Below are 23,570 nucleotides of genomic sequence, written 5' to 3'. Positions count from 1 at the left end.
CGGGTCAGGTGACCCGGGACGGCTCCGCCGGCACCTCGGTCCAGGCCCGCCGCTCGGCGATGTCCCGCAGCCGGTCCATCGCGTCCCACACGTCGACGTGGCGGGTGTAGAGCGCCGCCGGGCCGAGCCGCAGCCGGTCCGGCACCCGGTAGTCGCCGACCACCCCGGCGTCGACCAGGGCCCGGGAGATCCGCAGCGCCTCCGGGTGGTGCAGCGACACGTGGCCGCCGCGCCGATGCGGGTCGCGGGGGGAGGCGAGCTGGAAACCGTGCGGGACGAGCCAGGCGTCGGCCAGCTCGATGATCAGCTCGCCGAGGCGTAGCGACTTCTCCCGCACCCGGTCCATCCCGGCGTCGGCCAGCACGTCCAGGGCCGGGTCGAGGGCGGCCATCCCGAGTACCGGCGGGGTGCCCACCAGGAACCGCTCCGGGCCGGGCGCGGGATCGTAGCCGGCCCCCATCCGGAACTGGTCGCGCTGGCCGAACCAGCCCCAGATCGGCTGCCGCAGCGACTCCTGCAACTCCCGCCGGACATAGAGGAAGGCCGGTGCGCCGGGGCCGCCGTTGAGGTACTTGTAGGTGCAGCCGACCGCGAGGTCGACCCTGGCGGCGGTCAGCTCCAGCGGCACCGAGCCGACCGCGTGCGACAGGTCCCACAGCACCAGCGCGCCGACCCGGCGGGCCGCGTCGGTCACCGCCGCGACGTCCAGCAGGGCCCCGCAGCGGTACGACACCGCCGAGAGCACCACCAGCGCCACGTCCTCGGTCAGCGCCGCCGTCAGGGTGTCCGGGTCCAGCCCCTCGTCGAGGTCGGAGGGGAGCAGCCGCAGGGTGTGCCCACGCTGGGCGGCCAGCCCTTCGAGCAGGTACCGGTCGGTGGGGAACTCCTCGGCGTCGGCCAGGATCGTGCCCCGGCCCGGCCGGGCGTCGAGGGCGGCGGCGGCCAGCTTGTAGAGGTTGACCGAGGTCGAGTCGGAGACGATCACCTCGCCGTCGCGGGCACCCAGCGCGTGGGCGGCGATCCGGTCACCGATGCGGCGCGGCCACTCGATCCAGGTCGGCCAGCTGCGGACCAGCTCGGTGCCCCAGCCGTCGCGGACCAGGCCGGCCAGGTGGTCGCCGGTGGCGGCGGGCAGCCGGCCCAGCGAGTTGCCGTCGAGATAGAGCAGGTCGTCCACCACGAACCGGTCCCGCAGGCCGGCCAGCGGATCGGCGGCGTCCCGCTCCTGCGCGACGTGCCGGGATGTCGGTGCGGTCATGGTGTCCTCCCTCCGCCCGGGGACACCCGGGCCGATGCAGGCTAGCCGATCGTCTGGTCTGCCCACCCCGGCCGGTGTGCCCGGCACCGCAGGCCAGCGCCCCAGGCACCGCAGGCCAGCGCCCCGGCGCGGGGGAAGCGCCCGGCCGCCCCCGGGCCGTGCCGCGTACCCCGGGCGGGTCGGCGGTCGGTCAGCGGACCGGGACGGTGGCGGTGACGGTGGCCTGGTCGATGTCGCTGGTGCGGACGGTGAACCGGATCGTCCAGTCCCCGCGCGCCGGCAGGCTGATCTCGGCGCTGCCGTGGTGCGGCTCCGGGGTTTCCACCGGCACGGCCATCGGTTCGATCCCGGCCGCCGGCAGGGCGAGGCTGACCGTCCACTGGACCACCGGCAGCGGCTGCCCCTGCGGGGTGTAGACGTAGGCGTGCAGCGAGTTCGGCACGCCCACCCGTACCGGATAGATGTCGAACTGGAGGGTGTAGGTGCCGCTGGTCAGGGTCTGCGCGACGCCCTCGCGGGTGGCGCGGGCGGCCTCGGTGTCGGCGGTCCGACCGGGCGGGGTCTGCACCAGCACGGCGGTCAGCGCCAGCACCACCGCCGTGGCGGCGAGTTCCACCCAGGCGGCCCGCGCGACCCGGCCCGGCCGGTCGGCGGCCCGGCCGTCGCGCACCGCCCGGCGTTGCCAGGCGGCGACGCCGAGCACGGCGGCGAGCAGGGCCGCCTTGGCGCACAGCAGCCGACCATAGGTGGTGCCGACCAGCGCGCCGGGCCGGCCGAGTTCGATCGCGGCCTGCCCGACGCCGGAGGCGACCAGCCAGCCCACCGCGACGGTCGCCCACCGCGACCAGGCCGGCAGGATGCGGCCCAGCACCCGTCGGTGCGTGCCGCGCAGCACGAACACCGCCAGGGTGACCAGCCCGCCCAGCCAGACGCTCATCCCGGCCAGGTGCACCACGTCGGCGAGGATGCTCACCGGCGGCAGGGGCGTGGCCACCGGGTGCCCGGCCAGCGGCCAGGTCACCAGCCCGGCCAGACCCACCACCGCCAGCGCCGTCCGCCGTCCGCGCCCGGCCCGCCCGCCGGCCACCGCCGCCAACAGCCCGGCGGCGATCGCGGCGAGCGCCAGCCGGGCCCCGAGCACCGGCCCGACGTCGCTGCCTGCCACCGCCGTCAGGTCACCGCGCGACAGACCGCCCACCGGCACCCCGACCATGTCGGCGGCCTGCGCCACCCAGGTCCCGGCGGTGCCCACGGCCACCAGCGCCAGGCCGACGTACCCGGTGACGGTCACCGCGCGACGGCGGCGACGGCTCGGCCAGCGCACCGCGCCGAACAGGGTGGGGCCGACCGCCAGCACCAGGCCCAGGTAGCCGACGTACCGGGCGGCGGGGGTCCACCCGCCCGAGGGGCGCTCGTCCACGCTGACCGGCTCCGGGGGCGTCGCCGACGGCGCACCGGCCGAGTAGGCGAAGCTGCCGGCGACCGGGTGGCTGTCCGCCGAGATCACCCGGTAGCTGACCAGGTACGTGCCGAGCGGCCGGTCCGGCACCCGCACCGGGATGCGCAGCGTGGCCCCGTCCGCGACCGGCTCCCCGGCGGTGACCCGCCGCCCGTCCGGGCCGAGCACCTGCACCCGGCCGATGACCGGGGAGACCGACTCGCTGAAGACCAGCACCACCTCCCCGGGCGGGGCACCGATCACCGCGTCGCGGACCGGGCTGGTGGCGACCAGCGCGGCATGGGCGGCGGCCGGGGTCGCCGGGGTCAGCGGTACGGACAGCAGCGCGAGGAGCAACCCCAGCAGCACGGCGGAACGGGTGGTACGCACGCACAGTGGTTCGTATTTCGTGATCACATGGTTCAACCGTCGCCGGAACGATTCGGCTCACCGGTCGGGTGCTGGTGCAGGGCGAGGGTCAGCAGGAGGCGGGCGTCCGGGTCGTCGAGGGCCGGGCCGAACAGGCCGCGCAGCTGCCGCATCCGGTAGCGGACCGTCTGCGGGTGGGTGTGCAGGTCCTCGGCGACGGCGACCACCTGCCCCTGCCGGCGCAGCCAGCCGTGCAGCGTTTCGGCCAGGGCCCGGCGGGTGGTGGGCCGCAGCCCGGCCAGCGGGGCCAGCACCGTGCCGGCGAGGTGCCCGGCCAGGCCCGGCTCCCAGGCGGTGAGCAGGGTGAGCAGGTGCTCGTCGCAGGACACCACCGGGTCCGGGCCGAGCGCGCCCTGCTGGTGCAGGGCCAGCGCCCGGCGGGACAGCCGGTACGACAGCCGCGCCCGCTGCCGCTGCACCGTCGGCCCGAGCGCGGCCCGTCGCCCGACCAGCGCCTGCCGGGCCCGGTCGAGCCGTCCCGGCGTACCGGGATCGGGCAGCACCACCCGGATGGCGTCGCCGACGACGGCGGCCAGCGCGCCCGCGCCGATGCCCCGGGCCACGTGTTCGGCGTCGGTGCCGTCGACGCTGCACACGGCGACGGTCGCCGGCAACGGCCAGCGGGCCGCGTCGGCGGCGGCGTGCAGCACCGCCCCGGTCGGCGGGTCGGGCTGCACGAGGAGGGTGACCAGCCGGCGTCGGGTGGTGGCCCAGTCCTGGGCGGTGTCCCGCTGCTCGGCGAGGAACCCCTCGGCGGCGGCTCCGGCCAGCGCGTCGACGTAGCCGAACAGCGCACCGGCGATCACGTACAGGTCGGCCGGGGCCGGGCCGGGGTCCGCGCCGGCCGGCGCGGTGGCGTGTTCCACCAGGAAGGCCCAGATGTCGCGGGCCCCGAGGGTGAGCACGGCCCGCAGCGCGTCCACCCGGTGTCCCTCGCGGTACTCGGTGCGCCCCAGGGCGTGGAACACCTCCCGGGTGCCGGTCAGCTCCCGGGCCGGGTCGGCGACCGCGTCGACGAAGGTGTCGACGGCGGTCTGCACGCCCAGGGCGAGGCCCTGCCCCTGCCCGCCGGTCAGCGACCGGCCCTGGGCGGCCATCGCGGCCCGGACGGTGGCGAGGATCCGCTCGTGCAGCGGCCCGCGCAGCCCCCGCAGGCGGTCGCCGACCGACGGCGCGAGACCGGCGAGACCGGGCTCGATGTCGAGCAGGGCGTCGGACACGATCGGCCATCCTTTGTCATCCGGGTGACAATTCCGCCGGTGAATACTGCACACCGGCACGGATCATTTTGGCACCGCGCTACGTAGGGTCGGCGCATGGAGACGGATGTCATCGTGATCGGCGCCGGCCTGGCCGGTCTGGTCGCCGCCGCCGAGGCCGCCGACGCGGGCCGTCGGGTGCTGTTGCTCGACCAGGAGTCGGAGCACAACCTCGGCGGGCAGGCGTTCTGGTCGTTCGGCGGGCTGTTCTTCGTCGACTCGCCCGAGCAGCGGCGGATGGGCATCCGCGACTCGGTCGAGCTGGCCTGGCAGGACTGGACCGGCAGCGCCGCCTTCGACCGGCCCGAGGACCACTGGCCGCGCCAGTGGGCGCAGGCGTACGTGCACTTCGCCGCCGGGGAGAAGCGGGCCTGGCTGCGGTCGATGGGCCACCGGGTCTTTCCCGTGGTGAGCTGGGCCGAGCGGGGCGGGGGAGCGGCCCACGGGCACGGCAACTCGGTGCCCCGGTTCCACGTCACCTGGGGCACCGGCCCCGGCGTGGTCGAGCCGTTCGCCAGGCGGGTCCGGCAGGCCGTCGAGCAGGGCCGGGTGACGCTGCTGTTCCGGCACCGGGTCGACGAGCTCGTCACCACCGCAGGAGCCGTCACCGGGGTACGCGGCACGCTGCTCGCCCCCGACGACGCGCCCCGGGGGCGCAGTAGCTCCCGGGAGGTCGTCGGTGACTTCCAGCACGACGCCCAAGCCGTGATCATCACCTCGGGCGGCATCGGCGGCAACCACGACCTCGTCCGGCGGGCCTGGCCGGCCCGGCTCGGCACCCCGCCCACCCGGATGGTCACCGGCGTACCCGCCCACGTCGACGGCCGGATGCTCGCCATCACCGAGACCGCCGGCGGGCAGGTGATCAACCCGGACCGGATGTGGCACTACACCGAGGGGTTGCGCAACTGGGACCCGATCTGGCCCCAGCACGGCATCCGCATCCTGCCCGGCCCGTCCTCGCTCTGGCTCGACGCCACCGGGGCCCGGCTGCCGGCGCCGCTGTTCCCCGGCTTCGACACCCTGGCCACCCTGCGGCACCTGCGCGCCACCGGCCACGACTACAGCTGGTTCCTGCTCACCCAGAAGATCATCGAGAAGGAGTTCGCGCTGTCGGGCTCCGAGCAGAACCCGGACCTGACCAACCGCAGCGTCCGGCAGGTGCTGCAACGCGTCCGGCCCGGCGCACCCGGCCCGGTCGAGGCGTTCAAACGGCACGGGGCCGACTTCGTCGTCGCCGACACCCTGCCCGAGCTGGTGGCCGGGATGAACACGCTGGCCGCCGAGACCGACGGCCCGCAGCTCGACACCGCCGCGCTGACCGCGCTGGTCGAGGCGCGGGACCGGGAGATCGCCCACCCGTTCGGCAAGGACGCCCAGCTCGCCGCGATCCGGGGGGCCCGCCGCTACCGGGGTGACCGGCTGATCCGGGTCGCCACCCCGCACCGGCTGCTCGACCCGGCGGCCGGCCCGCTGATCGCGGTGCAACTGCACGTGCTGACCCGCAAGAGCCTCGGCGGGCTGCACACCGACCTGTCCGCCCGGGTGCTGCGTCCCGACGGCGAACCGCTGGCCGGGGTGTACGCGGCCGGTGAGGTCGCCGGCTTCGGCGGCGGGGGCATGCACGGCTACAGCGCACTGGAGGGCACCTTCCTCGGTGGCTGCCTCTTCTCCGGCCGCACCGCCGGCCGTGCCGCAGCGGCAGCCGTCACCCGACCGGCACCGTGAGCCGACCGGCACCGTGAGCCGACCGGCCCGGGCGGTGCCCCCGGTAGGCTCTGCGGCCGTGGACGACGACGCGCTGACCGCGCTGGTGACCGTCGCGGCGGGGCAGGTGACCCTGTCCGACAGGCGTACCGAGCGCCGCTGGTCGGTCGGGGTGGCGGCGTACCGGCTCGGCGTCGTACCGGTCACCCAGGGGTGGTACGCCCGGGTGACCGGGGAACGGCCGGGCGCCATCGGGGGCGACCGGCTGCCCGTGGAGGGGGTGTCCTGGCTGGACGCGGTGCGCTTCTGCGACGCGCTGTCCCGCCAGGAGGGGCTCACCCCGGCGTACCGGCTGCACGACGACGGTGCGGGCGTGGACTGGGACCGGGGCGCCGACGGCTACCGGCTGCCCACCGAGGCCGAGTGGGAGTACGCCTGCCGCGCCGGCACCCCGGGCCCGCGCTACGGCCCACTCGACGAGATCGCCTGGTACCGGGGCAACTCCGGTGAGCGGCCGCACCCGGTCGGCGGACGCGCCCCCAACCCGTGGGGCCTGTACGACACCCTCGGCAACGTCTGGGAGTGGTGCTGGGACGTCTACGACGCCGAGGTGTACGGCAGCTACCGGGTGCTGCGTGGGGGTGGCTGGTTCGACGAGCACTGGAGCTGCCGGGCCTCGGTGCGCCGTCGCAGCCACCCGACGTTGCGCATCGACGACGTCGGTTTCCGGGTGGCGCGTTCCCTGCCGCGCTGACCATGACCCCGGCACGGACCCTCCGGTCGGCCCGCGGGTCAGGGCACGCGTCGGGTGCTGTGCCGCGCGATCAGCGGGGTGGCCAGCTCGATCCGGTGGCTGTCCAGCCCCTCCCCGGCGATCAGGGACAGCAGCATCCGGGTCGCCATCCCGGCCATCTCGGCGAGCGGCTGACGGACGGTGGTCAGCGGCGGGGCGGCCCAGCGGGCGGAGTCGAGGTCGTCGAAGCCGACGATGCTGATGTCGTCGGGGACCCGGGCTCCGCGCTCGTAGAGCGCCTCGTAGGCGCCCAGGGCCATCTCGTCGGCGCAGGCGAACACGGCGGTGGGCGGCTGGGCGAGGTCCAGCAGGGCGTTCATCTCCCGGTAGCCCGACGGGGAGGTGAAGTCGCCGTGGCGGACGTACCCGGCGGGGATCTTGCGGTTGGCCGCGTTCATCGCGGCCCGGTACCCGTCGACCCGGGCCCGGCTGCACGGCACGTTCGGCGGCCCGCCGATCACCGCGATCCGGTGGTGACCCAGGTCGAGCAGGTGCTCGGCGGCGGCCACCCCGCCGGACCAGTTCGTCGCGCCCACCGACGGGATGCCCGCGCCGGGCTGGCCCGCCGGGTCGATGATCACCACCGGGATGCCCAGCTCGTCGAGCTGGCCCTGCTGGCTGGGGGACAGGTCGGACAGGACGAGCAGCACCCCGTCGCACCGGCGCTTGGACAGCTGCTCGATCCACCGCCGGTCGGGGCGGGTGCGGCTGCGGCCGTGCACGGCGGAGACGACCACCCCGACGCCCGCCCGGTAGGCCAGCTCCTCGACGCCGTCGAGGATCTGCATCGCCCACGGGCTGCCGAGGTCCCGGAAGACCAGGTCGATGAGGCCGGCGGCCCCGGGCATCGAGGGTGCCCGGCGGGCGGTGTACGACCGCCGGTCGAGCAGGTCCTGGATGCGCCGCCGGGTCGCCGGGGCGACGTCGGGTCGACCGTTGAGCACCTTCGAGACGGTGGGGACGGACACCCCCGCGGCGGTCGCGATCTCCGACAGCGTCGCCCGGTCCTCCGCCATGCCCATCTCCTTCGGTCGTGCGCCCGTCGGCAGCATAGCCCGAAAGTTTCGGAGGTCGGGGGTCGGGCCGGCCGGCGCGGCGGTCGGACCGCTCGTCATCGACGGTCGCCGCCGGCCCGTGTCGAGGGCCGCCGCCGCTCGACAGGGACTCGAAACTTTCTCGAAACGGAAGTATCCGGTACGTCCTGTCCCCGGTCGGCGGACCGGTCCGCCGAAATCGGGCCGGGGCGAACCGCCCACCCGGCCCGATTTCGACTCGGGCCGCCCATGCGGCATGCTGGTGCCCGGCGGCAGGAACCTCTGTCGGCGGCCGGCGACGACCCGCGGACACGCGGTCGTCCCTGCGCGGGACGTGCGGGAGGACAGGGCGGCGATGGCCGAGGCTCAGGCGAGGCGTTCCGTGTTCACCGGCACCAGTGAGATGGCCGGGCGGATGCGCGCCCACGACTGGTCCGCCACCTCCCTCGGCGCGGTCGAGAGCTGGCCGGCGAGCCTGCGTACCGCCACCCGGATCTGTCTGACCTCCCGCTTCCCCATGATCGTGTGGTGGGGGCCGGAGCTGCGGTTCCTCTACAACGACGCCTACGGTCCGCTGCTCGGCAGCAAACACCCCGCCCTCGGCAAGCCGGGCGACCAGGTGTGGGCCGAGATCTGGCACATCATCGGTCCGATGCTGCGGGGCGTGGTGGAGACCGGCGAGGCGACCTGGTCGGAGGACCTGCTGCTGCCGATGAACCGGCACGGCTACTGGGAGGAGACGTACTGGACGTACTCCTACAGCCCGCTGCACGACGACGACGGCGTGGTACGCGGCGTCTTCACCGCGGTCAGCGACACCACCGAGCGGGTGATCGGTGAGCGCCGGCTCGCCGCGTTGCAGGACCTGGGCGCCCAGGCCGGCACCGCCCGTACCGTGGGCGAGGCCTGTGACCTGGTCGTCGGTTCGCTCGGCCGGTCCGCGGTCGACGTGCCGTACGCGGCCGTGCACCTGCGGACCAGCGGCGGTGAGCTGCGCCCGGCCGCCAGCACCCTGGCCGGTGAGGTCCACCGGTCCGACCCGACCGCGCCGCCGGTGTGGCCGGTCGCCGAGGTGCTCGCCACCGGCCGGCCCGCCCACGTCACCGACGTCGTCGCCCGCATCGGTGACCTACCCACCGGCGGCTGGCAGACCGCGCCCACCGAGGCGGTGGTGCTGCCCCTGCACGGCGAGACCGGCGCCGAGGACATCGGTGTCATCGTCCTGGCCGCCAGCGCCGGACGGGCCCTCGACGACGGCTACCGCACCTTCCTCGACCTGGTCGCCCGGCAGGCCGCCGCCCTGATCAACGGTGCGGTGGCCTACGAGGTGCAGCAGCAGCGGGCCGAGGAACTGGTCGAGCTGGACCGGGCCAAGACGGCGTTCTTCTCCAACATCAGCCACGAGTTCCGCACCCCGCTCACCCTGATCAGCGGGCCGTTGCAGGAGCTACGGGCCCGCCTCGGCGACCAGGACGAGCAGGTCCGCGACGAGCTGGAGGTGATGCACCGCAACGCGTTGCGGCTGGGCAAGCTGGTCACCGCACTGCTCGACTTCTCCCGCATCGAGGCCGGCCGGATGCAGGCGAGCTACGAACCCGTCGACCTGGCCCGGTTCACCGCCGAACTGGCCAGTGTCTTCCGGGCGGCGGTCGAACGCGCCGGCCTCACCCTGGACGTCGACTGCCCACCGCTGTCCCGGCCGGTCCACGTCGACCGGACGATGTGGGAGAAGGTGCTCCTCAACCTGCTCAGCAACGCGCTGAAGTTCACCTTCCAGGGCGGTATCCGGGTGTCCGTCGCCGAGCGCGACGGCATGCCGACCGTGCAGGTCGCCGACACCGGCGTCGGGGTGCCGGCCGACGAGATCCCCCGGCTGTTCGAGCGCTTCCACCGGGTCCCGCAGGCCCGGTCCCGGTCCCACGAGGGCAGCGGCATCGGACTGGCCCTGGTGCAGGAGCTGGTCGGCCTGCACGGCGGCACCATCACCGTCGACAGCACCCCGGACGTCGGGACCGCCTTCACCGTGCGGTTGTCGTACGGCGTGGCCCACCTGCCCGCCGAGCACGTCGTCACCGGCCTCGGCACGGCGACGCCGTCGGACACCGCCGAGCCGTTCGTCCAGGAGGCGCTGCGCTGGCTGCCCGCCGACGACACCGCCGACCGGCCGGCCCCACGACCACCGTCGACCGGGCGTCCCGGCCCGGACCGTCCCCGGGTGCTCGTCGCCGACGACAACGCCGACATGCGCGAGTACCTGCACCGGCTGCTGCGTTCCCGGTACGACGTCACCGCCGTGGGCGACGGGCTCGCCGCCCTGGCGCGGGCCCGAACCGACCTGCCCGACCTGATCGTCAGCGACGTGATGATGCCCGGCCTGGACGGCCTCGAACTGGTCGCCGCGCTGCGCGCCGAACCCCGCACCATGGGGGTGCCGGTGCTGCTGTTGTCGGCCCGCGCCGGTCAGGAGGCCGCCGTCGAGGGGCTGGAGGCCGGCGCCGACGACTACCTGGTCAAGCCCTTCTCCGCCGAGGAGCTGTTGGCCCGGGTCCGGGCCAACGTCGACCTGGCCCGGTTGCGCAACCACCACGCCAACTGGCGGGCTGCGATGATCAACTCACTGCAGGAGGGCTTCTTCGTCCTCGACGCCGACGGCGCGTTGGTGGAGATGAACACCGCCTTCGCCGACCTGTTCGGCTACGGCCCGGAGGGCCTGCCCTACCGCCCGCGCTATCCGTGGTGGCCCGACGACACCACCGACCCGTCGGCACACCGGCTGGTGGCCGACACGTTCTCCCAGGCCATGACGGTGACCCACGGCTCGTTCGTGGTGCCGCAGCGGCACCGCGACGGTCACCGGCTCTGGACGGCGGTCGCCTTCAACGCGGTCACCGACGACCACGGCCGGCGGCTGGTGGTCGGCACCATCCGCGACGTCACCGCCGAACGGTACGCGGTGCAGCGGGAGACCGCCCTCAGCGCGCTCAACCAGCGGTTGTCCCGGGCCGCCAGCACCACCGAGGTGTTGCGCGCCGGAGTGGAGGAACTGCGCCAGCTGTGGCAGGCGCACCGGGTGCTCGCCACCCACTGGCCGGCGGCCGGCACCCCGGCGGTGACCGGCACGCCGACCATCGACTGGGCGCAGCTGCCCGACCCGGTGCGCGACACCGTCACCGCGCTGCGGTCGCAGCCACCGCTGCGGATCACCATCGACCCGGCCACCAGCGTCCGGCCGGCCGGGGCCGGCACCACTGTCGACTCGCCGCAGGGTCCGCTGGTGATCTGGCTCGAACTCGACCCGGCGCGGGGTTTCGGCACCGAGGACCAGATGCTGCTGCTGCTCCTGTGCGGTGCCCTCGGGCAGGCGTTGCACCGCGCGCACGCCGCCGACCAGCAACGCGAGGTGGCGGTCGCACTGCAACGGTCCATCCTCGGCCCGGCCGAGCTGCCCGCCGGCTTCGCCGTACGCTACGAGCCGGCTACCCGCCCCCTGGAGGTCGGCGGCGACTGGTACGACGCGGTGAGCCTGCCCGACGGTCGGATCGGCATCGTCGTCGGGGACTGCGTCGGCCGGGGCCTGCCCGCCGCCGCGGTGATGGGGCAACTGCGCAGTGCCTGTCGGGCCCTGCTGCTGGAGGCTTCCGGCCCGGCCCAGGTGCTCACCGCCCTGGACCGGTTCGCCCGGATGCTGCCCGGGGCGTCCTGCACCACGGTGTTCTGCGGCATCCTCGACCCGGAGACCGGCGAGCTGACCTACAGCAGCGCCGGGCACCCCCCGGCGATCCTCACCCACCCGGACGGTCGCACCGAGCTGCTGGCCGCCGGTCGGGGCAGCCCGCTGGGCATCCCGTCCCCCGGTGGACGCCCCGACGCGACAAGCGTCGTACCGCCCCGGGCCGTGCTGCTGCTCTACACCGACGGACTGGTGGAACGCCGTCGCCAGTCGCTCGACAGCGGGATCGCCCAGGCCGCCTCCGCCGTGCGGGAGCACCACACCGCCGGGGTGCAGCAGCTCGCCGACCGGGTGATGGACCGGATGACCCCGCAGGGCGGCTACGACGACATCGCCCTGCTGCTCTACCGCCACCCCGCGCCGCTGGAGTTGTCGTTTCCCGCCGACCGGTTGCAGATGGCCCCGGTGCGCTCCACGCTGCGGCAGTGGCTGCGGCGTACCGGCGCCGACCCGCACGTCGCCCAGGACGTACTCGTCGCCACCGGGGAGGCCTGCGCCAACGCGGTCGAGCACGGCCACCGCGACGCCCGCCCCGGGCTGATCCGGCTGCATGCGGTGGCCGCCGGTGCGGACCTGTTCGTCACGGTGGCCGACTCGGGGCGGTGGAAGGTGCCCGAGATCGACCATGACCGGGGGCGCGGCATCAACCTGATGCGCGCGCTGATGGCACACGTCGACATCCGGACCACCGATGCCGGCACCACCGTCGAGCTGCACACGAGGATCCCCGCATGAACACGCCCCTGGGCCTGTCCACCGGCCTGCGGGCCGACGGCGCACCGGTGCTGACCGTCACCGGCGAGATCGACATGAGCAACGCCGACGAGTTCCGGGCGGCGATCGTCGACGCCGTCGTCGACGGGCACCGGCTGACCGTCGACCTGACCGCCGTGGAATACCTGGACAGCGCCGCCCTCGCCGCGTTGTTCGCCCACGTCGACCGCCTGTCGGTGGTGGCGAACCCGCTGCTGGACAGCGTCCTGACCATCTCCGGTCTGGCTCGACTCACCACGGTCACGATCCGCGACTGAGCCGCCCCGCCGGCGGGTCACCCGGCGCCCGGGTGATCAGCTCGCCGTCACGCAGAACTCGTTGCCGTCGGGATCGGCCAGCACGATGTCGCCGTCCGCGCCGGCATCCAGCCGGGTGGCCCCGAGGGCGACCAGTCGGTCGACCTCCGCCTGCTGGTCGCCCTCGGGGGTGAGGTCCAGTCGCTGCCGGTTGCGGCCCTGCCTGGGAGCCACGGGCGGACCACCCCAGGCGATCTTCGTGCCGCCGTGCGGTGACTGGACGGCGGTCTCCTGGTCCTGGTCCCAGACCAGCGGCCAGCCCAACGCCGCGCTCCAGAAGAGACCGACCGCCCGGGTGCCGTCGCAGGCGATCTCCCCGAGTGGACCGCAACCGGCGAGGAAGTTGTTGTCCGCCTCGATGACGCAGAACTCGTTGCCCTCGGGGTCGGCCAGCACGATGTGCCCCTCCTCGGGTCGCTGCCCGACGTCGAGGTGGGCGCCGCCGAGGTCCAGCGCGGTCGCCACCTGCCGCTGCTGGTCGTCGGGGCTGGTGCTGGTCAGGTGCAGGTGCATCCGGTTCGGGCCGGCCTTGCGGGTAGGGCTCGGGACGAACCGGAGGCCGAGCTGGGTGTCCGTGCCGGGCAGGAGCGCCCCACCGGTGGCGTCCTCGACGACCTCCCGGTCGAGCAGGCCGGCCCAGAAGCGCGCCAGTCGGGTCGGATGTCGGGCGTCGAGGGTCAACGTCAGGGGTCCCGAGAGCATCACCGCACCGTAGACACCGGCCGGTGCGGCGACAAGGCAATATCGCCGGGCCCCGACCGGAGCGCGCTACGGCCCGATCCCCGCCCGCCGTGCCAGCCCGGTCTCGCGCCCCAGCCCCGCCCGTCGCGCCGGTCTCGCGCCCTCAGCTGCCCGCCCCAGCCGCCGGCGCCCGGCGGGTGCCGGTCAGTGGCCGTGCCAGGAACGCCACAGGGACGCGTAGACGCCGTCGCTGGCGACCAGGTCGTCGTGCCGGCCGATCTCGGTGATCCGGCCGTCCTCCAACACCGCCACCCGGTCGGCGTCGTGCGCGGTGTTGAGCCGGTGCGCGATGGCGATCACCGTCCGGCCCGCCAGCACCGCACCGAGCGCCCGCTCGGTGCGCCGGGCGGTCGTCGGGTCCAGCGCGGCGGTCGCCTCGTCGAGGATCAGGATGTCCGGGTCGGCCAGGACGAGCCGGGCCAACGCCAACTGCTGGGCCTCGGCCGGGCCCAGGTCGCGCACCCCGGCCCCGAGCGGGGTGTCGAGGCCGTCCGGCAGGTCGGCGAACCAGTCGGCCCCCACCGCCGCCAGTGCGGCCCGCAACTGCGCGTCGGTGCCGCCCGGCGCGGCGAACACCAGGTTGTCCCGCAACGTACCGAGGAAGACGTGGTGCTCCTGGGTGACCAGGGCGATCCGGCGGCGGCGTTCGGCCGGGTCGAGGTCGGTGACCGGGACCCCGCCGAGGCTCACCACCCCCCGGGCGGGCACGTCGATGCCGGCGAGCAACCGGGCCAGGGTGGACTTGCCCGCCCCGGACGGGCCGACCACGGCCAGCCGTTCGCCCGCCGCGACCGTCAGGTCGATGCCGTGCAGCACCTGCGGGCCGCCCGCGTACCGGAACGTCGCCCCCCGCACCTGCACCACGCGGCCGGTGGGCAGGGCCGCCCGGCCCCGGGGCTCCGGCGGCACCTGCCCCACCCCGAGCACCCGGGCGTACGAGGCGATGCCGCGCTGCGCCTGCTCCACCCACAGCAACAGCCGGTCCAGCGGGTCGATCGCCTGTTGCAGGTAGAGCGCGGCGGCGACCACCTCACCCAGGCTGACCCGTCCCCGCGACAGCAGGACACCCCCGGTGAGCAGCACGGCGGCGATCGGGAGCGGATAGCTGCCCTCCACCAGCGGAAAGAACGCCGACCGCAGGGCGAGGGTGGCCCGCCGGGTGGTCCACACCGCGCCGATGCGGGCGGTGCCGTGGGCGACCCGGTCACGGCCCAGCCGCAACGCCTCGACGGTACGGGCACCCTCGGCGGTCGTGGTCAGGGCCTCGGTCAGCTCCGCCGTCGCCGCCCCCTCGGCCAGGTAGGCGGGGGTGGCCCGGCGCAGGTACCGGTGGACCGCCACCCCGATCGACGGGAACCCGGCGAGCGCGACCAGGCCGAGCAGCGGGTCCAGCAGGAACACCGCGCCGAACAGCAGCGTCAACTGGGTGCCCGCGATGACCAGCACCGGCACCACGTCACGCAGCATGGTGCCCACCGTGGACACGTCCACCGAGCTGCGGGTGGCCAGGTCACCGGTGCCGGCGTGCTCGACCACCGAGACGGGCAGCCCGAGCAGGCGGGTCACGAAGTCCTCGCGCAGCCGCGCCACGGCCCGCTCACCGAACCGGTGCCCGGCGTACTGGGCGTAGCGGGCGAGCAGCCCCTGCACCAGCACGCAACCGCCGATGGCCAGCGCCAGCCGGTCCACCGCGCCCGCCCCGGCCCCGGCGGTGACCTGGTCGACGATCCGCCCGATCAGCCACGGCGCGGCCAGCCCGGCGAGGGCGGCGGCGCTGTGCAACGCCAGCACCCCGACGACCGCCCACCGGTCACCGGCGAGCACGTCGCGGGCGGCCCGCCGGACCACCGCCGCACTCGCGACCGGGAGCTTCGTCATCGTCCGGCCCGCCCCACCGGCGCGTCGTCGTCGGTGCCGCTGGTCCGCCAGACCAGCCGCCGGTAGTCCGGGTCGGCGGCCAGCAGCGCGGTGTGCGTCCCGGTGCCGGTGATCCGACCGTCGCGCAGGTGGGCGACCGTGTCGGCGTGCCCGAGCAGCACCGGTGAGGTGCTCAGCAGCACCGTCGTGCGGCCCGTACGGGCCAGCCGCAGGCGCTGCGCCACCCGGGCCTCGGTGTGCGCGTCCACCGCCGACGTCGGATCGACCAGGATCAGCACCTCCGGGTCGGTGAGCAGGGCGCGGGCCAGCCGGACCCGCTGCCGCTGGCCGCCGGAGAGGGTACGGGCCCGGTCGCCGACCGGGGCGTCGAGACCGTCGGGCAGCCCCTCGACGACATCGCGGGCCGACGCCACGTGCAGCGCCGCGTCGATCCGGGCGTCGTCGACGGTGCCGTGTGGACCGGCGAGGATCTGCCGCAGCGTCCCGGCGAAGAGGTACCCGTCGTGGTCGGCGACGAGGATGCGGGAGCGCACCTCGTCGAGGTCGACGGCCGTCAGCGGGACCCCGCCCCAGGTGACCGCGCCGGTGACGTACCGGCCCAGCCGGTCGGCCAGGGCCGCCGCGTCGCCCGGGTCGTCGGCGGCGACGCCGATCAACCGGCCCACCGGGATCGTCAGCCCGCTGTCGGGGTCGTGCAGCGGGGCCGGGCCGGCCGGGGCGGGACGGGTCGCCGGGCCGCCCACCGGGTCGGGGGCGAGCCGGAGCAGGTCGACGATCCGCCGGGCGGCGACCCGGCCCTGGATCAACTGGTAGCTGCCCTCCAGCAGGAACCAGACCGGCACGATGAGCACCGCCACGTAGCCGTAGACGGCCACCAGTTGCCCGACGGTGATCTCGCCCGCCGCGGCCGTGCGGGCGGCCAGCCACACCACCACGGCGAGGAACAGCCCGGGGATGACGGCGGTCAGCGCGTCGACCCAGCTGAGCACCGCACCGACCCGGTAGCCCTCGGCCCGCAGCCGTTGCGACCGGGCGGCGTACCGGCGGGCGAACAGGTGCCGGCCGCCCACCCCGGCGAGCACCCGCAGGCCGGCGACGATGTCGTCGGCCCGGGTGGTCAGCTCGCCCTGCTGTTGCCGGTAGACCGCCTCGGCCCGCTCCAGCCGGCGCAGCAGCGGGCCGACGACCAGCGCGATCACCGGCACCCCGAGCAGCGTCACCAGCGCCAGCACCGGGTCGATCGACCAGAGCACCACGGCCGCGACCGCGTACGCCAGTACCGCGCCCACCCCGGGGCCGGTCAGCGTGAGCACCTGTGAGGTGCGCACGATGTCGTACCCGCCGACGGTGGCGACGTCCCCGGCGGCGAGCCGGCGGGGCAGCACCGCCCCGACCCGGGCGAGTTGCCGCAGCAGCACGGCCGCCGAGCGGGCGCTGGCGTCCTCGCGGATGAACGTCATGGTCCGGTGCCGCATGATGCCCGCCCAGGCCAGCGCGGCCCCAGCGACGACGATCGCGGCGACCCAGCCGAGCAACGCCCCGGTGTCGCCGGTGCGCAGCCCGTCGTCGACGGCACGGGCGACCAGGAACGGCCGCACCGACAACCCCACCATCCAGACCGTGCCGAACAGTGACCCGCGCAGCACCCGCCACGGTTGGCAGCGGACCAGCCACCAGATGTACCGCAGCGGCCCCGCCGTGTCCGGGGTGTCCGGGTCCGGGTGGGGCAGGCGTGGAGGCACCGACCCAGGCTAGTCACCGGCCGTCGGCCGCACCGGCCGTCGGCCGCACCGGCCCGTACGCGGCCACGGCGCGGTGGCGTACACCTCAGTGCCCGGCGGGGTGGCGGCATTGACGCGGCGTACGGCGACCGGCAAGCTCCTGTGCTCGGATCGTCGGCGGGGGGCCGCCGGCCAGGGCGGGGGAGGGGCGATGACGCGGCGGCCGGCAACCCGCTTGTCGTCGCTGCTCACCACGCTGCTCGTCGTCGGCACGGCGACGGTGGCCGTCCCCGACCCGGCACGTGCGGCGGCACCGGCCACGGTGTGCCGGGTCCGCGACGGGCGGCTGACCGAGATCTCCGGCATGGTCGCCACCGACTCCGGGTTCGTGATGGTCAACGACGGCGCCGACGAGGCGTCCCGGCGGCGCATCTTCTTCCTCGACACCCGGTGTGCGGTGGTGCGCACGGTGGCCTACCCGTCGCGGCCCCGCGACACCGAGGACCTGGCGGTCGGCGCGGACGGCACGGTCTGGGTCGCCGACACCGGCGACAACGACCGGACCCGGTCGACGGTGGCGCTGTGGAAGCTCGCGCCCGGGGCCCGCCGGCCGGTGCTGCACCGCCTGGCGTACCCCGACGGGGCGCACGACGCGGAGGCGCTGCTGCTCGACGGGGCCGGCCGGCCGGTGCTGGTGACCAAGCAGGGCGGCAGCGCCGGCGTCTACCTGCCGGCCGGGCCGCTGCGGGCCGGCGCGACGGTGCCGTTGACGCTGGCCGGGCAGGTCCGGTTGCCGCTCACCACGACCCCGAACCCGTACTCGTTCTTCGGCCGTCGGCTGGTCACCGGCGGGGCCGTCGCCCCGGACGGTCGCCGGGTCGTGCTGCGCACCTACGCCGACGCCTTCGAGTACGAGGTGACCGACGGCGACGTGGTGGCCGCGCTGACCGGCGGCACGCCCCGGACCGTGGCGCTGCCCGACGAGCCGCAGGGCGAGTCGGTCAGCTACAGCCGCGACGGCCGCTGGCTGCTCACCGTCTCCGAGACCGCCGGTCAGCCACCCGGTACCCGGCCGACGGTGCTGCGTTACGCCCGCCCGGCGGCCCCCACGCCGGCCGTGTCGTCCCCGCCCGCCCCGACGGCGTCCGACGGAGCCCCGACAGCGGCGTCCAGTGGTGCCCCGACAGCGGCGTCCCCGGGCGCGACCGCCACCGCCGTTGCCCGGTCCGGCGTCGACGGGACCCGGTCGCTGCTGCTGGGGGTCGGGGTGATCGTCGCCGGCCTGCTGCTGGCGGCGCTGGTCGGGGTGGTCCGGGCGCGGCGGACCCGCCACTGAAGCGGGGGACGGCGACGGCCGGGTGTCCCGGTGAGGGATGCTGGACCCGTGCAGATCAGCATCCTCGGCCCGCTCGCCGTCGACGGCCGACCGGTCCGGGGCGAACGGCTCGCCGCCGTGATCCGCACGCTGGTCGACGCGCGGGGCCGGGCGGTCTCCACCCCGTTGCTGGTGGACGCGGTGTGGGACGGCACGCCCCCGGACGACGCGACCGGCGCGGTGCAGGCCCTGGTCTCCCGGGTACGCCGGCTCGGGCTGCCGGTGCTCGCGGTGCCGGGTGGCTACCGGTTGCCCGCCGAACAGGTCACCGTCGACGCGGTCCGGGCCCGGTCGCTGCTGGAGCGGGGCCGGGCCGCCCTGCGTGACGGTGCCGGGCCGGCCGCCCGGGACGCCGCCGACGCGGCCCGGGTGCTGTTCCCCGAGGTCCCGGCCTGGGACACCGAGGAGACCAGCCGGCTGTTCGTCGACGTCGTCGCGTTGCGCGCCGAGGCGGCGTTGACCGGCCCCGGCCCGTATGACGACAGTGACCTGCGGCGGCTCGTCGCGCGGACCCCGCCGGACGAGCCGTCGGCCGCCCTGCTGGTCCGGATGCTCGCCGCCCAGGGGCGCGACGCCGAGGCCCTGGAGGTGGTCGCGCGGTTGCGCACCGAACTGGCCGACCGCTACGGCACCGACCCGTCGCCGGTGATCAGCCAGGTCCACCTGGCGTTGCTGCGGGGTGAACTGACCGCCCCGACCGGCCCGGCGTCGCCGGTCACGTCGACCCGCACCGCCCTGCCGGCCGCGTGGCGGCGGCCGGCGACGGCGCTCGTCGGCCGGGAGCACGACGTCGAGGCGGTGGAGGTGGCGCTGACCGAGGCGGCGCTGGTGACCGTCGTGGCCACCGGTGGCGCGGGTAAGACCCGGCTCGCCGCCGAGGTGGTACGCCGGGCGGTGGCGGCCGGACGACCGGCCCGGGTGATCGAACTCGCCGGCCTGCGGGCCCCCGAGGAGGTGCTGCCCACCGTCCTGGCTGCTCTCGGCGGGGCGGACACCACGACGGCCGGCGGCCCCCTGGGTCTCGACCGGCGGGTGCTCACCCCGCAGGAGCGGCTGCGTGCCCTCGCGCCGGACCTCGACGGCCTGGTGGTGCTGGACAACTGTGAACACCTCCTGGATCCGGTGGCGGCCGTCGTCGCGGACCTGGTCGCGGTGTGCCCACCGGAGGTGACCGTGCTGGCGACCAGCCGGGCGCCGCTGGGGCTGGCCGGTGAACGGGTGCACCGGTTGGCCGTGCTGCCCGACGCCGACGCGGTGGCCCTGGTCGAGTCCCGGGCCCGTGCCGGTGGTGCGGTGCCCACCGGGGACACCGACCGCACGTTGGCGCTGTGTCACCGGCTGGACAACCTGCCGCTGGCCCTCGAACTGGCCGCGGCGCGGCTGCGGCACATGCCGATCGACGACGTGCTCGCCGGGCTGACCGACCGGTTCGCCCTGCTCGACGCCGCGCTGCGTGGCCTGCCGGAGCGGCACGCGAGCCTGTGGGCGATGGTCGACTGGAGCCGGGAACTCCTCGCCCCCGCCGACCGGGACCTGCTCCAGCGGGTCGCGGTGGTCCCCGCCCCGTTCACCGCCGACCTCGCCGCCGCCGTCGCCGGTGTCCCCGACGTCCGGCGTGGGTTGGCGCGGCTGGTCGAACAGTCCCTGCTGACCCTCGTCGAGGGCGACGGCCCACCCCGCTACCGGATGCTGGAGACCGTCCGCGAGTACGGCGAGGCCCGGCTCGACGCCGCCGGTGACCGCGCCACCGCCATGGCCGGCCTGGTCGGCTGGGCCCGACGGCAGGCGACCGGGCTGCTCGACCGGTTCATCGGCCCCGACCAGCTCGACGCGTTCGCCAGGTGCGCCGCCGAGCAGGACAACCTCGTCGCCGGCCTGCGGTGGGCGCTCGGGCACGACGACGAACCGGCCGTGGTGGACATCGCCACCCCGCTGTTCCACCTGTGGGCGGTACGGGGCCTGCACCTGGAGGTCTCCGGCTGGTCCCGGGGCCTGCTGCACCTGGACGCCCCCGGGCGGCGACACGGCTCGGCGATCGTCTCCGGCCGGGGCGGCGGTCGGCCGTTGCCCGACGCCGACCGGCTGGCCTGGATGTGCCTGCTGGTGGTGGTCAACGCCGGCATCACCGGCCCGCTCCGGCTCGCCGTGCTCGCCCGCCGGGCCCTGCGCCGGCTGTTGACCGAGCGGCCCCGGGAGGTCTCCTCCCGGCACGCGGTGCTCGCCTCGGTGCTGCCGGCGTTCGACCATCTCGACCCGGAGTTGGCGCTGCCGGGCACCTTCACCCTGATCGAGCATCCCGACCCGTACGTGCAGGGCTTCGGCCTGTTCGCCCGCGCGGCGATCGGGGACAGCGGGGGTCTGCCGGCGGCCTCGGTGGCCGACGCCGAGCAGGCGTACCGTCGGTTCGAGACGGCCGGCGACCACTGGGGGATGGCGATGGCGGCGCAGGTCGTCGGGCACGGCCTGACCCCCACCGACGGCAGGTCCACCGAGTGGCTGGCGCGCGGCGTGCACCACATGGAGCTGATCGGCGCCACCCAGGACGTCCGCGCCGCCCGGGTGGTGCTGGACGTGCAGCTCGCGCTGCGCGGTGACCCGGCGGCCGAGCGGCGGTTGGTCGAGACGGCGACCCCCGGCCAGGGCGAGGAGGTGGAGACCGCGCAGGCGGGCCTGGGGTTGGCCCGCCTCGCCTGGCAGCGCGGGCGGCATGCCGAGGCGCTCGACCACGCCGACGCGGTGGTCCGCGCGCTGGCCGGCTGGACCGGCCCGCCGCCGCAGCCCCGGGTCGTGCTGCGGGTCGCGGTGGCGGTGCTGCGCCTGCGGATCGCCGAGGTCTGGCCGGCCGCCCGGCGCGACGTCGACGCCCGCGCCACCGACCTGCTGGCCGCCGCCGGTGCGGAGGCGCTGTCGTCGCGGGATCTGCCGGTGATCGGGACCTGGGCGTTGGGTGGCGCCGAACTCGCCGCCTGGCGCGACGACGTCGGGACCGCCCGGGAGTTGTTCGCGCTCGGTACCCGGCTGGGCAGCAACTCGGCGGCGTTCTTCCCGTCGGGCATCGGGGAACGGCTCACCGCCGCCCTCGGTGACGAGGCGCGGCGGGAGCCGTTGCTGGCCGGGTGGCGGGCGCGGCCGGCCGCCGCGGCCGCCGCCCGCATCGGCGAGCTGATGGACGACCTGCTCGGCCGGATCACACCCGCCGACGGTACGCCCGCAGCGCCAGTGGCATGAACACCGCCACGAAGCCGGCGCACCACAGCAGCGTCCACCACACGTGGTTGCCGACCGGGGTGCCGAGGAACAGTCCGCGCATCGCCGTCACCAGGTGGGTCAGCGGGTTCACCGTCACCACCGCCTGCATCCAGCCCGGCAGGGTGCCGGCGGCGACGAACACGTTGGACGCGAAGCTCAACGGCATGATCAGCGCGAACATCACCCCCTGCACCGCGCCCGGCGTGCGGACCTTCATCCCGACGTAGACCGGCAGCCAGCTCAGGCAGAGCGCGAACAGCACCGCGAGCAGGCACCCGGCGAGGGCCTGCACCGGGCCGGACTCGACCCGGAAGCCGAGCAGGTAGCCGATCGCCAGGGTCGACACGGTCACGATCACGTACCGCACCACGTCGCCGAACACCGCGCCCACCAGCGGTGCGGACCGGGGGACGGGCAGCGAACGGAACCGGTCGAAGATGCCCTTGGCGATGTCGGTGTTGAGGTTGACACCGATCGCGATGCACCCGGTGGCGATGGTCTGCGCCAGGATGCCCGGCAGCAGGTACTGGAGGTAGTCGTGGGTGGAGCCGGCGACCGCGCCACCGAAGACGTACACGAAGATGACCAGGAACAGCACCGGTTGCAGGGTGACGTCGATCAACGCCTCCGGGGTCCGCCAGGTCTTGATCAGGCTGCGTTTGGCCAACGCCAGCGAGTGCCGCAGCAGGCGCAACGGCCGGGGCTGCGCCACGACCGTGGACAGCGTCGGCCCGGTGCGGGGCGGGGTACCGGTCAGGGTGCTCATGCGGCGACCTCCGTACGGGTGGTGTCGTCGTCGGCCGCGGTGCGGCCGGTGAGGGTGAAGAAGACCTCGTCGAGGCTCGGCAGGTGCAGCGAGAGTTCGGTGACCGCGATGCCGGCGGCGGCCAGCCGGGCGACGCTCTCGGTCAACGCGGAGTCGTCGGCGACCGGCACCGCGAGCACACCCCGGCGGATCTCGTCGGCGGGTGCGCCGGAGCCCACCCGGGACAGGATCGCCGCCGTCGGGGCCAGCTGTGCCGGGTCGGTCGGGCGTACCTCCAGGGTCTGTCCGCCGACGATCCGCTTGAGCCCGTCCGGGGTGTCGTGGGCGATGACCCGGCCGTGGTCGATCACCGTGATGGCGTCGGCCAGCGCGTCGGCCTCCTCCAGGTACTGCGTGGTGAGCAGCACGGTCGCCCCGTTGGTCACCAGCGACCGGACCACGTCCCACATGTCCTCGCGCTTGGCCGGGTCGAGGCCGGTGGTCGGCTCGTCCAGGAAGATCACGTCCGGTGAGCCGACCAGGCTGGCGGCCAGGTCCAGCCGGCGGCGCATCCCACCGGAGTAGGTCTTGGCCGGCCGGTTCGCGGCGGCGGTCAGGTCGAACCAGTCGAGCAGTTCGGCCGCCCGCCGTCGCGCGCCGGCCCGGCCGAGTTCCAGCAGCGTCCCGAACAGTTCCAGGTTCTGCCGCCCGGTCAGGTCCTCGTCGACCGAGGCGTACTGGCCGGTGAGGCCGATGGACTGCCGGACCCGCTCGGCCTGGCGTACCACGTCGAGGCCGTTGATCCGGGCGGTGCCGGCGTCGGGGACCAGCAGCGTGGACAGGATGCGCACGGCGGTGGTCTTGCCGGCGCCGTTCGGGCCGAGCACCCCGAGCACGGTGCCCCGGGGCACGGCGAGATCCACCCCCTGCAACGCCCGGGTGCGGCCGAAGGACTTGACCAGGCCCTCGGCCTCGATCATCAGTTCAGCTGTCATGCCGTGCAGCGTGCGCCGGTCGGCTGACACCGCGCCGACACGCCGCCGACACCGGCTGACATCCGCCGGCAGGGGGATGTGCGGTGGCCCGGGGGGATGGTGCCGTGGCCCGGGGATGGTGCGGTGGCCCCACCGCCGGCGGTGGGGC

The 23,570-nt window shown here is 75.4% G+C and carries 15 protein-coding genes; 6 read left to right on the top strand and 9 right to left on the bottom strand.

Going from position 1 to position 23,570, the window contains the following annotated elements:
* Positions 1-4: 4 nt before the first annotated feature.
* The 3 genes from kynU to AB0B63_RS15110 all read right to left on the bottom strand — a co-directional run bounded on the left by kynU (position 5) and on the right by AB0B63_RS15110 (position 4,345).
* Positions 5-1,258, bottom strand: coding sequence for a kynureninase (gene kynU, locus AB0B63_RS15120; protein WP_357018633.1), 1,254 nt, complete (start codon positions 1,256-1,258; stop codon positions 5-7).
* A 190-nt stretch (positions 1,259-1,448) separates the two neighbouring features.
* Positions 1,449-3,086: a copper resistance protein CopC gene (locus tag AB0B63_RS15115; protein ID WP_357018630.1), complete on the bottom strand. Its 1,638-nt coding sequence runs from the start codon at positions 3,084-3,086 to the stop codon at positions 1,449-1,451.
* A 32-nt stretch (positions 3,087-3,118) separates the two neighbouring features.
* Complete coding sequence (locus tag AB0B63_RS15110; RefSeq protein WP_357018627.1) at positions 3,119-4,345, bottom strand: helix-turn-helix domain-containing protein; 1,227 nt, start codon at positions 4,343-4,345, stop codon at positions 3,119-3,121.
* A gap of 96 nt (positions 4,346-4,441) precedes the next feature.
* On the opposite strand from AB0B63_RS15110, the gene AB0B63_RS15105 reads away from it, so the two are divergent.
* Together AB0B63_RS15105 and AB0B63_RS15100 are read left to right on the top strand one after the other, a co-directional pair.
* Entirely contained in the window at positions 4,442-6,112 is a 1,671-nt protein-coding gene (locus AB0B63_RS15105) for an FAD-binding dehydrogenase (protein ID WP_357018623.1), read from the top strand.
* A 58-nt stretch (positions 6,113-6,170) separates the two neighbouring features.
* The gene (locus AB0B63_RS15100; RefSeq protein WP_307799041.1) at positions 6,171-6,845 is read left to right on the top strand and encodes a formylglycine-generating enzyme family protein; all 675 of its coding nucleotides are present in this window, start codon (positions 6,171-6,173) and stop codon (positions 6,843-6,845) included.
* 38 nt (positions 6,846-6,883) lie between these two features.
* On the opposite strand, the gene AB0B63_RS15095 is transcribed toward AB0B63_RS15100, so the two are convergent.
* Positions 6,884-7,900 (bottom strand): LacI family DNA-binding transcriptional regulator, encoded by a 1,017-nt coding sequence (locus AB0B63_RS15095; protein WP_208566004.1) that lies wholly within the window; start codon positions 7,898-7,900, stop codon positions 6,884-6,886.
* Between the two features lie 373 nt (positions 7,901-8,273).
* On the opposite strand from AB0B63_RS15095, the gene AB0B63_RS15090 reads away from it, so the two are divergent.
* Positions 8,274-12,383, top strand: a complete 4,110-nt coding sequence (locus AB0B63_RS15090) for a SpoIIE family protein phosphatase (RefSeq protein ID WP_357018619.1) — start codon at positions 8,274-8,276, stop codon at positions 12,381-12,383.
* On the top strand, positions 12,380-12,679 hold the full coding sequence (locus AB0B63_RS15085; protein ID WP_208566002.1) for an STAS domain-containing protein: 300 nt from the start codon (positions 12,380-12,382) through the stop codon (positions 12,677-12,679). Before AB0B63_RS15090 ends, AB0B63_RS15085 begins: the two co-directional genes overlap by 4 nt.
* Before the next feature lie 36 nt (positions 12,680-12,715).
* Here AB0B63_RS15085 and AB0B63_RS15080 read toward each other — a convergent pair whose 3' ends face one another.
* The 3 genes from AB0B63_RS15080 to AB0B63_RS15070 form a co-directional block, all read right to left on the bottom strand.
* Positions 12,716-13,420: a VOC family protein gene (locus tag AB0B63_RS15080; RefSeq protein WP_208566001.1), complete on the bottom strand. Its 705-nt coding sequence runs from the start codon at positions 13,418-13,420 to the stop codon at positions 12,716-12,718.
* 183 nt (positions 13,421-13,603) lie between these two features.
* Positions 13,604-15,337 carry an ABC transporter ATP-binding protein gene (locus AB0B63_RS15075; RefSeq protein ID WP_357018615.1) on the bottom strand — a complete coding sequence of 578 codons (1,734 nt, stop codon included), beginning with the start codon at positions 15,335-15,337 and terminating at the stop codon, positions 13,604-13,606.
* Positions 15,334-16,983 (bottom strand): ABC transporter ATP-binding protein, encoded by a 1,650-nt coding sequence (locus AB0B63_RS15070; protein ID WP_357018722.1) that lies wholly within the window; start codon positions 16,981-16,983, stop codon positions 15,334-15,336. Before AB0B63_RS15070 ends, AB0B63_RS15075 begins: the two co-directional genes overlap by 4 nt.
* Before the next feature lie 286 nt (positions 16,984-17,269).
* Here AB0B63_RS15070 and AB0B63_RS15065 point away from each other — a divergent pair, with 286 nt between their 5' ends.
* The gene (locus tag AB0B63_RS15065) at positions 17,270-18,394 is read left to right on the top strand and encodes a hypothetical protein (RefSeq protein WP_357018612.1); all 1,125 of its coding nucleotides are present in this window, start codon (positions 17,270-17,272) and stop codon (positions 18,392-18,394) included.
* Between the two features lie 48 nt (positions 18,395-18,442).
* Positions 18,443-21,661: a BTAD domain-containing putative transcriptional regulator gene (locus AB0B63_RS15060; protein WP_357018609.1), complete on the top strand. Its 3,219-nt coding sequence runs from the start codon at positions 18,443-18,445 to the stop codon at positions 21,659-21,661.
* On the opposite strand, the gene AB0B63_RS15055 is transcribed toward AB0B63_RS15060, so the two are convergent.
* Both AB0B63_RS15055 and AB0B63_RS15050 read right to left on the bottom strand, forming a co-directional pair.
* Positions 21,621-22,448 carry an ABC transporter permease gene (locus AB0B63_RS15055; RefSeq protein WP_208565998.1) on the bottom strand — a complete coding sequence of 276 codons (828 nt, stop codon included), beginning with the start codon at positions 22,446-22,448 and terminating at the stop codon, positions 21,621-21,623. The genes AB0B63_RS15060 and AB0B63_RS15055 overlap by 41 nt on opposite strands.
* Positions 22,445-23,422 (bottom strand): ATP-binding cassette domain-containing protein, encoded by a 978-nt coding sequence (locus AB0B63_RS15050; protein WP_357018606.1) that lies wholly within the window; start codon positions 23,420-23,422, stop codon positions 22,445-22,447. Before AB0B63_RS15050 ends, AB0B63_RS15055 begins: the two co-directional genes overlap by 4 nt.
* Positions 23,423-23,570: the final 148 nt, after the last annotated feature.

The sequence above is a fragment of the Micromonospora sp. NPDC049081 genome (assembly GCF_040648835.1).
Classification (GTDB): Bacteria; Actinomycetota; Actinomycetes; order Mycobacteriales; family Micromonosporaceae; genus Micromonospora; species Micromonospora antibiotica.
Note: the sequence above shows the minus strand (reverse complement) of the source record. Positions and strands in the feature narration are given on the sequence as shown.